Consider the following 13,327-nt stretch of genomic DNA (forward strand, 5'->3'; position numbering starts at 1 on the left):
CGGCGGAGTTCGGGGGTGTCTTCACAGGACTGGGCGGGATCGCTGCCGACATGCGGACCGAGTCGGCGAGGTGTTCCTCGGGCTTCACCGACTTGAGGGCGACGAGTCAAGCGCAGGCTGTTACCTTGCGATGAGCGACGGTGCCTCCGGCCCATCCGCGAGAACGAATGCCAAGATCGGGCCATCCGAATTCGCTCCGATCACGACGAAGAGAATAGGTAAAAGTATGGCTCAAGGCAGTGTGAAGTGGTTCAACGGAGAGAAGGGTTATGGCTTCATCACGCAGGACGACGGTGGGCCGGACGTCTTCGTGCACTACTCGGAAATCCAGGGCACCGGCTTCAAGTCCCTGGATGAGGGGCAGCGGGTCGAATACGAGATCGGCCAAGGTCAGAAAGGGCCGCAGGCGCAGCGCGTCACCGCCATCTGACGGTTCAACCCCGAAGGCCCTTGCTCGGTTTGACGAGCAAGGGCCTTCGCCCGTTGTGAAGCCGACCAACGCCGCCGAAGATCGACGTCTATTGCCAACGGCGGCATACTGCGAGTCGCCGCGACGGGGAGGACGCGTTCGGTCACGTCGGCAACGTGGGCAATCTCAGCGGCTTCGGCCTGCTACGGGCGGCGTGTTCGCGGGGTTGCAGTCTGGGTGTTGGTTGAGCCGGGCCAGGCCACCGAAGTCGAGGCGGTACTGGGCACGGGTGATTGCGACGTAGGCGAGGGGGCTTCGCCGGGTTCGATCTTGCCGCGCTCGCCGCGCGGCTGGCCGAACACCCGTAGTACGGTCACGCGAGGACTCGTTCGTTTCGTTACTCGGCCCGGGGGATGCGAAGTCGGTCGTGAACGGGCAACAAATGAGGTCGGCATTTCGACATTGGCTGTCGCGGAGGCGCGATTGGGATGACATAAAGCGCCTGTCAGGTAACAGTACGAGCACTCTGGAGTTGACGCGTTCCGCCGCAGGGGTGTTTTCTGCGGTGCCCGGTTACGCTGCTGCGAGAGGCTGCGATTATCAGTCACGGGCTTCAGGCACGTGGTGGACGGAGTCCGGTCTAGGGGTTTTTGTGAACTTGACGATCACGGTTCAGGCAGAGCATGCGTCCGACGAGCTCCGGTCGCTGGATCAGGAACTGGCCGAGGCCAACGAGTTGCGCGGTCGTGTGCGGCCGGTGGCTGGGCTTGCGAAGGCCTCGGAGCTGGGGGTCATCGATTCTGCGTTGGTGGTCGCGCTGGGGCAGGGGGGTGCGGTGACGGTGCTGGTGACAGCGGTGATCACGTGGTTGCGGCGCCGGGTCGGCAACGTCTCGGTGAAGGTCGCCGGACCTGACACGACGATCGAACTGAACGCCGAGAACGTGCGCGGGCTGACCGCCGACCAGATCCAGGTGCTCATAGCCGAGATGCGTGACGTACTGCCCGCCGGGTCCGACGCCGGATCGGCGACGTGACGTCGTCGCCGGCGTTGAGTACGCCAGGTGCGCAGGTCGTGTTGATCGGCAACGGCAATCACGCCGAAGGGTCCTCTCTCTCCTCGGTCCAGGCGGTACGGCGATCGGTGGACGCGCTTGCGGAGGTGCTGATCGATCGTTGCGGGGTGGACCCGGCGGCTCTGCGCCTGGTGCACGATCCGGCGCATCCGCAGGAGCTGGGCAGCGCGATCACGGCGGCCGCGAACGCGGCGGAGAGTGTGCTGTTCGTCTACTACGTAGGGCACGGGCTGGTGGGTCCGGGCAATGGCGAGTTGTATCTGGCCACATACGCGACCGACGATCTGGTCGAAGGCTTGGCGTACAAGGCTTTGCCTTATTCGGCCGTGCGCGATGCGCTGATGCGGTGCCGTGCCAGGTCGATCGTCGTCGTGCTCGACTGTTGTTTCTCGGGCCGCGCCGGAGGTGCGTATGGGACGGCCGTGTCAGACGCGTTTGCCGTGGCCGCGGTCCGGGGGACTCATGTCCTGACGTCCGCGGCGCGTGACGAGGCGGCTCTCGCGCTGCCGGAGGAGAGCTACACTGCTTTCACAGGACGCTTGCTGAAGCTGCTCACTACCGGCGACCCGACGCGCGGCGAATGGTTGAGCCTGCTCGATGCCTACGACTGGCTCGATCGGACCTTGTCGGCCGACGGGTTGCCCCGCCCGCGTCAGCACGTCAGCGACACATCCGGGCGGTTGCTGCTGGCGCCCAACGCCGCCGCTGGCGCAGGGCGCTCCGTTGAGGTGCGGACCGAGCCGCCCGCGGACGTGGATTGTCCGTACCGCGGTATGGACCGCTACGGGCCGCAGGACTCCCGTTACTTCTTCGGCCGTGACAACGCGATCGCCGAGTTGGTCCGGCATCTCGGCGAGCCGGCCTTGCAGGGACCGGTCGTGGTGATCGGACCGTCCGGGTCGGGGAAATCGTCCCTCCTGCACGCCGGGTTGCTTCCCGCACTCGAGTCCGGCGCACTGCCAGGCTCCTCACGATGGACCTCTCGCGTGTTCACCCCGGGAGAACATCCACTCGCCACACTCGCGGAACAACAGCCGCCCGCCGACGAGGGCCAGGCGGTTCTGGTGGTCGATCAGTTCGAGGAGGTGTTCACGGCCTGCCGCGACGAGGACGAGCAGACCGGGTTCATCCGGGCTCTCTGCGCCGCTGCCGACGAGGGCACCCGCGTCGTTCTCGGTGTCCGGGCCGATTTCTACGCGCAGTGCATGGCGCATCCGGACCTGGTGCCGGCGTTGCGCGACAATGCTTTCCTGGTCTCGCCGATGACCGATGCCGAGCTCCGGACGGTCATCGAGAAGCCCGCTCGCGCGGCCGGCCTCGAGCTCGAAACCGGGCTTGCCGATGTCGTGCTTCGCGACCTGCGCGCCGGCCACGCGGAGTTCGACGCGGGCGGGGTGCTTCCCCTTCTTTCCTATGCCCTTCTGGCTACCTGGCAGCGGCGAGCGGGTGTCACGCTCACACTCGCCGGCTACGAAGCCAGCGGTGGCATCTGGGAGTCGGTCAGCAGGCGGGCCGAAGCGACCTACGGCGCGCTCGCCCCCGAATCGCAGAAGGTCGCGCGGCGGGCGTTGTTGCGGATGGTCCGGGTGAGCACCGGCGCCGAGCCCACGCGTCGCGCCGTGCCGCGCGGGGAACTGCTCGCCGCCGGTTCCGAGTCCGAAGTGGACGTGGTTCGAAAAGTTCTCGATGTGTTCGCCCGGGACCGGTTGATCACGGTGGACGCGGAAACCGCCACCCTCACCCACGAATCCCTGTTGCGGGCCTGGCCGCGCTTCCGGCAATGGATCGAGCGCGACAGCGCTGATCTTGTCGTTCACCAGCAGATCAACGACGCGGCCGAGCTGTGGGAACGCCTGGAGCGGGACGCCGGTGGACTGTATCGCGGGCGTGCTTTGGCCGAAGCGGATCTGTGGCGGGAATCCCGGGACAACGAACACGGGCTGACCGCGCTCGAACGGGAGTTCCTGGACGCCAGCTCGGCCGGCCGCCGAGTGCGAGAAGCGGAAGGCGAGAGACAGCGGCTCCGGGAGCGCAAGCAGAACCGTCGGCTCCGGCTGCTCACGGCAGGCCTGGCGCTACTGGCTACCGTCGCCGTGGTGGCGTCGATCCTGGCGGGGCAGCAGACCCGGGCCGCGGTCGAGCAGCGTGCCGCGGCGGAGGAACAGCAACATGTCGCCACCGCCCGGCTGCTCCTTTCACAGGCCGAAGCCGCCCGCGCCGGCGACCCGCGGCTCGCGCTGCAGCTCGGCATCGCGGCGGAGAAGATCCACTCCGACTCCCAGACACGCGCGAGCCTGGTGGGCACGCTCGCCGGAACCTCGTACGCGGGAACGCTGAACGGCTTCAGCGATGGCGTCAAGCTGGTGGCCGTCTCGCGGACCGGACTTCTCGCGACCGCCAGCACGACTCGCGTGCCGGACGAACCCTCGTCGCCCGACGCCGGGGGCGCCGCCAAGGCACAGGCTGGGAGCGGACCGACTACCTCCGCGGGGCCGAAGACCAAACCCCAAGGCACGATCACGTTGTGGACGCTGCCGGCAACCGGCCTGCCGCGTCGGACTGGCTCCGACATCCTCATCGACTCCGACAGGGTCGAGTTCATGGTCTTCTCGCCCGATGGCCGGTTCCTCGTCACTCCCGGCGACGACGACCAGCTCGTGACCGTCTGGGAGGTGTCCGATCCCGCGAAGCCTGTCCGGCGTGGATCACTGGACGCCGGCGAACGCACGGACGTCTACGCCGCGGCGTACTCGCCGGATGGTCGCACGCTGGTCGCCGCTGGACGCCAAACGATCACTGTGTGGAACATGTCCTCACCTGCCCGTCCCGTGCAGGTGAGCCGGATCGGCTCCACAGCGGACGGTGGCATCGACTCAGTGGCCATCTCGCACGACAGTGCGACGATCGCCGCCGGCAACGACAAGGCGGTGACGCTGTGGGACATCGGCGACCCGGCCAGGCCGCGCCAGGTGGGCGCGCCGCTCGCGGCTCGTTCACCCATCGCGTTCTCACCGGGGAAATCCCTCCTCGCGACGCACGACAAGGATCCGAAATCGAAGAACCAGAACGCGTTTGTGCTCTGGGACCTGAGTCGGCCCGCTGAACCCGCGCGGATCGGCGCGCCCCTGAACGGGAACAATGCCGCGGTCGCGTTTTCCCCGGACAGCACCTTGGTCGCGACAGGCGCCTTCGACGGCACCACAACGTTGTGGGACATCGCCGATCCCGCCACACCGAAGCGAACCGGAAACTCCCTGACCGGCCACACCGACTATGTCCTGTCACTGGCCTTCGCGCCGGACGGCAGAGCCTTGGTCACCGGCAGTGACGACAAGTCCGCCCTCCTGTGGCATCTCGCCGCAGCCGGACGTCTCCGCCAGACCGGAGCCATCGCCGGAAACACCGACTCGATCGCATTCCGGCTGGCAGGAGACACAGTCGTCAGTGGCGGAACCAGCGGTACGGTCTCGGTTGCCGATCTCACCGATCCGGCGCGGGCCGTGACACGAACCCACGCCATATCCGGGAACTTCGCTCAGCTCTCGCCCGATGGGCGCATGCTCGCCGCCGGCGGTGACGGCAAGACGACGTTGTGGGACGTCTCGGATGCCGCCAGGCCTGTCCGCGGGCTCACCTTGCCGGACAGCGGCAATCCGGCGTTCTTCTCCCCGAACAACGCGATGCTCATCACCGGGGACGAGAAACGGTCGATCCTCTGGGATGTGTCGGATCCGGGGCATCCGGTCAAGCGCGCCGAGGATCTGCCCGCCATCATCGTGCTGGTCGCCAAGTTCACCATGGACAGCAAGAAGCTGGCGATCAGCAACATCTACGACTTCGACGGCGAAGTCACGCTGTGGGATGTGGCGGACCCCGCGCGGCCGGTACAAGAACCGAGGCGCGTTGTCGCGGGCGACGCCACCAACGTCACGGCTGTGGCTTTCAGCCCGGACGGCCGGACCCTCGCGACCGGGCGTGCGGACGGCCGGATCATCCTCTGGGATTTGTCTCGTGGCGAACCGGTCCGGCTCGGGCAACCGTTGGCCGGTCCGGGCGAACCGAACGGCAACGCCAGCTCGCTCAGCAGCACTGTGAGTGTGCTCGGCATGGCCTTCTCGCCGAACGGCAGGCTCCTCGCGACGACGAATCTCACGAAAACCCTCATCCTGTGGGACGTGACCGATCGCGCTGCCGCACATGACCTCGGTGCCCCGGTACCGATACCCACCCATGCGGCGCGCGAGGTCGCGTTCTCTCCGGATGGCACCAGGCTCGCAACTATCGGATTCGACAGCAAGGCAGTCCTCTGGGACACCGCCGACGTCGTGACGCTCCAGGACCACGCGGCCGAAAGCGCCTGCGCCATAACGGGAACCGGCCTCGACGAGACGGCATGGCCCCGCTACATCCCGGGAATGCCCTACCGGCCCACGTGCCCTTGACGGCCAGCCATCTCCTGACAGATCCCGCCGCTTCCCTTCTGGTCTCTGTCCAGGCAAGAACGCTTCGAGCACTTCCTACCTGATCGGATGTCAAGGGCGAAATGGATCTGGACACCGCTGCATTGCCAATTCCTGAGCCTGGTAGTGCAAGCGCGGCACGACGTCAGCGAAGAACTGTGTAAATGCCGTGAGGCCTGGATCGCCGTATCACGATTCCTTGTCATAAAAACGGAATCGAGGTAGATGAACAGGCGTGATCGGATTCACGCTACCTGATGTCGACCCGACGCCTGTTCGCCAAACTCGTGCTGTGTGCCGCCGACACCGCCGACCACATCTGGCACTGGTCGCCGCCGCTGCCATGGCGTCGTCGATCGGGCCTGGTGTCACGACTACTACTGCTGGAACGTGGGCGACGTCATTCGGGCCGTCGCGGGGGTTGGGCGTCATCCGACCTGTGGAACGAGCATTGGCGCCGCGTCAAACCTCGCGGCGATTACTCCGGTCCGTAAGAGGAGATCGGGTACGCGCTGCTGCCTTCGGGCGTCGAGCATGGACTCGAACTCAGGAAGAATGGCGAGTGAGGCGGTGTCCTTGTCAAGCTTGGAATACTTGACCAGAAGGCGTTCGATCGTGGAACGATTGGCGGTGTCGCGCACAGCTTTAGCTAGTGCGCGTTGAAACGCCGCAATCGCCCTCGGGTTACTCCTCGCAAATTTGCCAAGCGTTCCGAAACCGGTCAAGGGAAAGTTCTGCGTGGAGCCGGTCGAGATGTCGGCGACTGATATTGCACCCACGCGCTTGGAAGCCTGAATTAGGTATGGTTCGGTCAAATAGGCGGCGTCGACATCGCCAGACGCAAGGGCGGCTGCGACGTCCGTTGATGGTGTTGGCACCCATTTCACCTTATCGACAGCGACACGACGATCCATCATGGTCGAAATGGTGAGCAAATGAGAAGCGGTTCCCGGTTCGGCGATTGCGATTCTCTTGCCGGCAAGGTCATTTATCGACTTGACCCGAGAGTCGGGCGCCGTTGCCACAACATTACTTCGAGCGCTGGCGAAAGAGTTTCCCGCGATGATCTTAATGTCAGCAGAATCGTTGTTTCTTGCGGCAAATAGTTGTAGATATGAAGACAGGGCCACGTCGACATCACCATTGACGAGTTCGCTCGTCGATGCCCGATCGTTGTCGACATCGACAACGTCGACTTCAAGTCCCTCGGCCTTGAAGTATCCGCGCTCTTGAGCCAGGCGCAGTGGTATGAAGTCGACGGTATTGAGTGCTGCTACCTTGATTCTGTCTCTCTCTGGAAGGTTATGGCCGGCAGTTTTAGATCGGTCATCCAGAGAAGTGCAGCCGACCAGTGTGGTCAACATCAGAACGACAGTGGTGATTCTGATCGCATACTTTACCTGGTGCGGTCGGCCTCGCTCTACAATGAATCGAGGCAAATGCAACTCCTGGCAACTTGGGCGTCAAATGACAGGGGCCATGATTGGCGCGTATACTTCGACGCTGATGCGTTCTGTCAATGATATGCGCAGACATTGCCTGCAGCACCTAGGGAGACACGTTCGGGCACATCAACTGCACTCGTGTCACCTGAAGCGAAAAACCGCTTGCCTTCGCGTGGTCGCAGTACTAATGGAGGACTGAGTCCTCCGGGTGAGGCTGTCGCTGACTGACATCAGAACGAAAGACGTCGACCATAGTCGACGTCTGCATGCAATAAACCGTCAAGTTGTGCACGAAGGGAACTTCGGTTCACGTGTGACCTTGGCGCGACGGGCATGTGCCGCCACAGTAAGGCTCGACAGAATCATGGCATAGCAGCGATCAGTTCGGCCAGGCTGCGAATTTCGGTCTGCCTCATGATGGTCAATGGTCAGTTATTTTTGGCCCTGGCTCAAAGTTCGGTGCGCCACGAGGCGCGAGGAAACGGTGTTGTTACGCCGCTTCATGGGCCGCCAGCTCGAACCCGGTGGATCTGGGCTGGTACGCGGTGCGCACCCACACTTCTGGTCGGGTATCGAATGCCTGGACTGGGAGGTCACGGTGAAGGACTACGGCGTAGCCGTGACGAAGCCGCAGTGGAAAGCCGGATGTCCAGGATCTGATCAAGGTGGCAGGGGCACGCTGGGCGATCGAGGACTGCTTCCAGGCCGCCAAGGCCGACGTCGGCCCTGGATCGGTACTAGTTCCGCTGCTACGACGCCTGATGCCGGCATGTCGCCCTGGCCATGCTCGTCCACACTTACCTCGCCGTCGCCGCCGCGATTGCCCCAAACCCCTGGTAGCGGCCTCATCCCAGCCACATTGGGCGAGGCCAAGCATCTCCTGGCACGCCTATCACCACCCCGTTGGACCGTCTCGCCACCGCCACCGGGCTCAACAAGCCCACTGTCAGCCAAGACGCACCATCAATCACGAAGTGCAGCTAGAGCACTAGGTCACCACATGCTAGGCGAAGAGTTCAGCCCGCGGTCTCCGCTGGCCGCCGCCTTGGCCTCCTTGAGGTTGTCCACGACAAGGATCTCGGGCCCTTGCTGACCGGGTCGGGCCGCCAGCACCAGGTCACTCCCGCTGGCGCAAATGAGCAGTCGCCGCTTCCGGGGCGCGGTCGCCGCGACGTTCACCAAACCGGTCACGGCGACCTGGAACAGCACTACCGTCGGCGCCATCTACGGCAGACGTTCCACCGTGCTCGTCCGCCGGAGCATGGACGCGTCGAACTCTGCGAATCTCGGCATCTGGCATCCCTCGCAATCGGTCCTGCAGACTTCTTCGCCCCGGGCGACCACGGGAAGTGCGGCCTTGTTCGCCGCTCGCACTCACATCTACGCCACGCGGTGGGAGAACGTTCGTGTCGGTAAAGCGGGATGGTTGCCGTCAGTGCGTGGCGGATGGCGCAAGGGCATCCGCCATGAGGACCGCGACTACCTGCCTCTAAGCAAGGATGTACTTCGTGCGCATCTGACCGGTGAGGTGCATGTCGGGCTGTATCCGCTGTTGGACGGCGATCTGTGCTGGTGGCTGGCCGCTGACTTCGACGGGCCGATGGCGATGCTGGACGCACTGGCTTACCTGAAGGCCGCCAGAGCGTGGTCGGTGCCGGCGGCATTGGAGGTATCGCGTTCGGGGGTGGGGGCGCATGCGTGGGTGTTCTTCATCGCGCCCGTGCCCGCCGAAGCCGCGCGCAGGATGGACCTGGCCAGCTATGACCGGCTGTTCCCCTCACAGGACGTGTTACCGGCGGGCGGTGTGGGCAATCTGATCGCCGCACCACTACACGGCAAGGCTCGTCAGGACGGGGCGATGGTGTTCCTCGATCTGGCCACGATGGAACCCCACGATGACCAATGGGCGTACCTGTCCTTGCTCGGCCGGATGAGCCCGGCCGAAGCCAACCGGGTCGCCCGCCGCGCCGGCCGGGTCACGGTCGGCGCCGGCATCGACAAGATCGGCGCGGCCGTCTCCACTCGGATCAGGGCCACCGCGTCGCCCAGCGTGCGTGCCAGGCTCAACTCCGGAATCCGCTGGAATCGGGCGAGCTGACCCCGGCGTCGCACGCGACGTTGAAGCACGCGGCATCGATGACGAACCCGCTGTTCTACGAGCGCCAGCGGCTCCTAATGTCCACATGGGACACGTCGAGGTTCCTTCGTTGCTACGACGAAACTCTGGACGGCGGGCTCATCCTGCCGCGGGGCCTGCAGGACACGGTGGTGTCACTGGTCGAGCAGGCAGGTAGCCGCCTTGAGGTCACCGACGAACGGCAAACCGGCGAGGCAAGGGACTTCACGTTCACCGCCACCCTGACTCGCGAGCAGCAGAGCGCCGTGGACGATGTGCGCGACCATGACATCGGTGTGCTTGTCGCGCCGCCAGGCGCGGGTAAGACCGTGACCGCCTGCGCGGTGATCGCCACCCACGCGACCTCCACACTCGTGCTCGTCGACCGCAAGGCCCTCGTCGACCGCAAGGCCCTCGCCGACCAGTGGCGCACCCGCATCAGCGACCTCTTGGGTGTCAAGGCCGGCCAACTCGGCGGCGGTCGGCGCAAAATCCGTGGGATAGTCGATGTCGCGATGCTGCAAAGCCTGGCCCGCGAAACTGACGTCGAGCAGGTTACCAGCGGCTATGGGCTGGTTGTCGTGGACGAGTGCCATCACATCCCCGCCGCGGCGTTCGAGCATGCCGTCAAGCAGATCCCAGCCCGCCGCTGGCTCGGGCTCACCGCAACGCCCTACCGTCGCGACAAACTCGACGACTTGATCGCGCTCCAACTCGGCCCGGTCCGACACACCATCACCCAATCCACCCCACCAGGCGGCGACAGCGAACCCCAACTCCAATTCGAAAAGCCCGCCCAGTACCCGACGCCCGACCTCCACCTCCACGACACTGCCTACCGCCACCTCGGTGACGCGGACTCGACAAAGCCCGGCGGCACGGCAGCCATCTACCGTGACCTCGTCGCAGACGACGCCCGCCTCACCCAGATCATCGAGGACGTGATCGCCGCGCTGAACCGCGGCAGGAATTGCCTGCTGCTCACCCAGTGGACAGCACACGTCGAACGGTTCGCTGACCAGTTCCGGCAACGGTCCCTCGACGCGGTCGTGTTACGTGGCGGCATGACCTCCACCGCCCGCCGTGAGGCCCTTGCTCGACTCCACACTCCCGGCGAAGGGGCGCCGCTGCTGGTCGTGGCAACCGGACCCTTCGTCGGTGCGGGATTCGACTGCCCTGTACTGGACACCCTGTTCCTCGCCGTGCCGATCGCGTTCATGGGACGCCTGGTCCAATACGCGGGCCGGATCCTGCGAGTTCATCCTGGCAAGACCACCGCCGAAGTCCACGACTACCACGACGTCAACACCGGTGTCCTGGCATCTTCACTGGCTAAACGTGCACCTGACTGCGTCAGTCTCGGCTTCCCGGATCCTCGCCGATCGGGCATGACACCGCGCCTGACGCACACCGACCTGGACCCGGAGAACCGCCACCGGCGCCGCGTGCAAGCTTGTATGGGGACCTGCGGGACAAGGCGAGGCGACGTTTACCGGCCGGTTCTGTCCTCCGTGACAGCGTCGCGCAGGGCAATAGCGTCCAGGTTACTTCTGGCTTTGGCGCACCGGAGTCATCCCCTGACGTGTGGGTCCCCGGCCTCGTCCGGGTGATGGTTGTCGGGCTGCCGCCGCAGGCGCCCTAGCGTCCTTGTCATGATGAGAACCCTTCTGCGCAGCCGGGCCGCAGCTGTCGTCTTGTCCCTCGCCGCCGTCCTCACGGTATCCGCCGCCGCGCTCTCAGCGACCGCTATCGCTGCTCAAGCGGCCAAACCCTTCTGCCCCCAATTCGACGACCCGGTCAAAGCAGCCGCGGACCGCCGCGTCGACGTCGGCCGGATCACCCCGGAACCCGTCTGGCGCAAGACCTGCGGCACCCTCTATCGCTCCGACAGCCGCGGGCCCTCCGTCGTCTTCGAGCAGGGATTCCTCCCCAGGGACGTCATCAACGGCCAGTACGACATCGAGAAGTACGTTCTTGTCAACCAGTCCTCCCCGTACGTCAGCACGACCTACGACCACGACCTCTACAAGACGTGGTACAAGTCCGGATACAACTACTACATCGACGCTCCCGGCGGAGTCGACGTCAACATGACCATCGGGGACACCCACAGGTGGGCCGACCAGGTCGAGGTCGCCTTCCCCGGAGGGATTACCCGGCAGTACATCATCGGCGTGTGCCCGGTCGACAAGATCACCAAGACGGAGATCATGAACGACTGCAAGGACAACCCGCACTACAAGCCCTGGCGCTAGGCCTGGATGACGACTGTGCTGACATCCTCGCTTGGTGGCGTGGCCAAACTGAGGATGTGTCGAACCGGTGGATGCCTTTCGCTCGCTGGGGCCAGTCGCTGTGCTCGAAGCTGATTATGGCCCCCTGGGATGTCATCGCCTACGCGGTCTGGATCAGGCTTCGCCTGCGATGTCTCTAACGCGCCGGTGGCGCTCTCTCGTTAACTGAATCGTGACAGGCGGGGAAGCCGGAGGTAAAGGAGCCGGCAGAAGCTTGTCCGCATGAGCGAATCGGAGGTGCGGTCGAAGGCCGCAAAGGGGCGAGGACCTCGCTAACTCGCGAGCTGATCGAGCTCGCGGCTGTGTTCATCGCCGCGGGTGTCGCCCACCTGTTCGTCGGCATGTTGTCGCTCAACAGCGTCGGGCCGGTCGTGCTGTTCGCGCTGGGTGTGCTCCTGATCGCCACCGCTGCTTGGCGGCGATGGTGGACCCACCGTCCACGAGCGAAGGTGACCCGGTCGTGGCGGACGAACACGCGCCGCTGCCAGGAGTGGCGTGGCGGCTCCGCGCCACGGTGCGCGATGTGCCCGGGCGCCTGGCGGCGGTGGCGGCCGCATTGGCGGCGCACCGGTACGACATCGTGTCCATGCAGGTCTTTGCCGTGCCGGATGGTGTGGTCGACGGGTTCCTCCTGAGCGCGCCGGCCGGTGCGACAGCGGCGGACATCGCCGCGGTGACCAAATTGGGCGGAGGCAAGGACGTGCGGGTCGTTCCGGGCCGACGTCCACGAGTTCGTCGATCTGCCCACCCGGGCCCGCCGCGCAGGTCACCGGGCCGTCACTGGCTTGCACCGACACGACGTGCTGAAGCTGGCTGACGAAGTCCTCGAAGCTCTTGCAGACATAGTTCCGCTCATCGAACGACGGGGGTCCGGCGGCATTCAAGGTGGGTACATCCGGGCCTCGGTCATCATGCGCCTGAGTGTCGCCGTGTCGAGCGGGAACGGGGCGTGCCTGATGACGACCGCGATGCGTCTTCTAGGTCCGTCCATGAAGAACGCGAACGGGTGCCGGGGTGAGTCGCTGATCTCCCACGAAATCGAGGGCGGGCTGGGCTGCCGAGTCGCCGCATGAGCCGGGTACGGATCCGTTCGGCGTCCTTCGGGTGCGGGCTGCCGGAGGCCCCGTTCAGTGCTTCGGCGACTCCGTCTTCGACCCGGAGGCCGATCCGCCGGGTGATCGCGTGTTCGACGAATCCGAGTGGTGCCAGCAGGAGCATGTTGGCGCCTACTACCAGGAGCACGGGATTGCAGGTAGCCATCACAGCGCCAGCCGGTGGGCACGGCGGCGACATCGAGGCCCGGTATGAGGACCCCGATGCCGATCACGCCGTGCTCGCGGAGCGGTCTCACGCTGACAGCTCGGTGACGTTCGAATCGCGCACCAGCTCGGCTGGGCCTCGTCGATTTTCATCGATCTGGACGGTCAATTCCTGGTCGCGCTGGTAGCGGTCAACCCAGGCCAGTAAGCCTGTCTCGGGTTCTCCGGCGTTGTGAGTGCCGCGACGTGCTGCTGCAGTTGTCGGATAG

General features: G+C 65.2%; 8 protein-coding genes. 7 read left to right on the top strand and 1 reads right to left on the bottom strand.

The window, feature by feature from the left end:
* The first annotated feature begins 226 nt into the window (after positions 1-226).
* From MJQ72_RS18985 to MJQ72_RS18995, 3 genes are all read left to right on the top strand, one after another.
* Complete coding sequence (locus tag MJQ72_RS18985) at positions 227-430, top strand: cold-shock protein (RefSeq protein ID WP_240600696.1); 204 nt, start codon at positions 227-229, stop codon at positions 428-430.
* 631 nt (positions 431-1,061) lie between these two features.
* A complete protein-coding gene (locus tag MJQ72_RS18990; protein WP_240600697.1) occupies positions 1,062-1,445 on the top strand; it encodes an effector-associated constant component EACC1 in 384 nt (127 codons plus the stop codon).
* Between the two features lie 38 nt (positions 1,446-1,483).
* Complete coding sequence (locus MJQ72_RS18995; protein WP_240600698.1) at positions 1,484-5,926, top strand: caspase, EACC1-associated type; 4,443 nt, start codon at positions 1,484-1,486, stop codon at positions 5,924-5,926.
* A gap of 446 nt (positions 5,927-6,372) precedes the next feature.
* Here the strand turns inward: MJQ72_RS18995 and MJQ72_RS19000 are convergent, their stop codons facing one another.
* Positions 6,373-7,308, bottom strand: coding sequence for an ABC transporter substrate-binding protein (locus tag MJQ72_RS19000; protein ID WP_240600699.1), 936 nt, complete (start codon positions 7,306-7,308; stop codon positions 6,373-6,375).
* A gap of 1,216 nt (positions 7,309-8,524) precedes the next feature.
* Here MJQ72_RS19000 and MJQ72_RS19005 point away from each other — a divergent pair.
* The 4 genes from MJQ72_RS19005 to MJQ72_RS19020 all read left to right on the top strand — a co-directional run bounded on the left by MJQ72_RS19005 (position 8,525) and on the right by MJQ72_RS19020 (position 12,616).
* The gene (locus MJQ72_RS19005; RefSeq protein ID WP_240600700.1) at positions 8,525-9,487 is read left to right on the top strand and encodes a TOTE conflict system archaeo-eukaryotic primase domain-containing protein; all 963 of its coding nucleotides are present in this window, start codon (positions 8,525-8,527) and stop codon (positions 9,485-9,487) included.
* Positions 9,488-9,525: 38 nt separating this feature from the next.
* Positions 9,526-11,115, top strand: a complete 1,590-nt coding sequence (locus tag MJQ72_RS19010) for a DEAD/DEAH box helicase (protein WP_240600701.1) — start codon at positions 9,526-9,528, stop codon at positions 11,113-11,115.
* Positions 11,116-11,157: 42 nt separating this feature from the next.
* Complete coding sequence (locus MJQ72_RS19015; RefSeq protein WP_240600702.1) at positions 11,158-11,760, top strand: ADP-ribosyltransferase; 603 nt, start codon at positions 11,158-11,160, stop codon at positions 11,758-11,760.
* A 499-nt stretch (positions 11,761-12,259) separates the two neighbouring features.
* Entirely contained in the window at positions 12,260-12,616 is a 357-nt protein-coding gene (locus MJQ72_RS19020; RefSeq protein WP_240600703.1) for an ACT domain-containing protein, read from the top strand.
* Positions 12,617-13,327: the final 711 nt, after the last annotated feature.

Source organism: Amycolatopsis sp. EV170708-02-1 (genome assembly GCF_022479115.1).
In the GTDB taxonomy this organism is placed as follows: domain Bacteria; phylum Actinomycetota; class Actinomycetes; order Mycobacteriales; family Pseudonocardiaceae; genus Amycolatopsis.

Bases quoted from the DNA above. Each gene is read 5' to 3' on its own strand.
- MJQ72_RS18985 (WP_240600696.1), top strand. From the start codon at position 227: ATGGCTCAAGGCAGTGTGAAGTGGTTCAACGGAGAGAAGGGTTATGGC.
- MJQ72_RS19000 (WP_240600699.1), bottom strand. From the start codon at position 7,308: ATGTTGACCACACTGGTCGGCTGCACTTCTCTGGATGACCGATCTAAA.
- MJQ72_RS19005 (WP_240600700.1), top strand. From the start codon at position 8,525: ATGAGCAGTCGCCGCTTCCGGGGCGCGGTCGCCGCGACGTTCACCAAA.
- MJQ72_RS19010 (WP_240600701.1), top strand. From the start codon at position 9,526: ATGACGAACCCGCTGTTCTACGAGCGCCAGCGGCTCCTAATGTCCACA.
- MJQ72_RS19015 (WP_240600702.1), top strand. From the start codon at position 11,158: ATGATGAGAACCCTTCTGCGCAGCCGGGCCGCAGCTGTCGTCTTGTCC.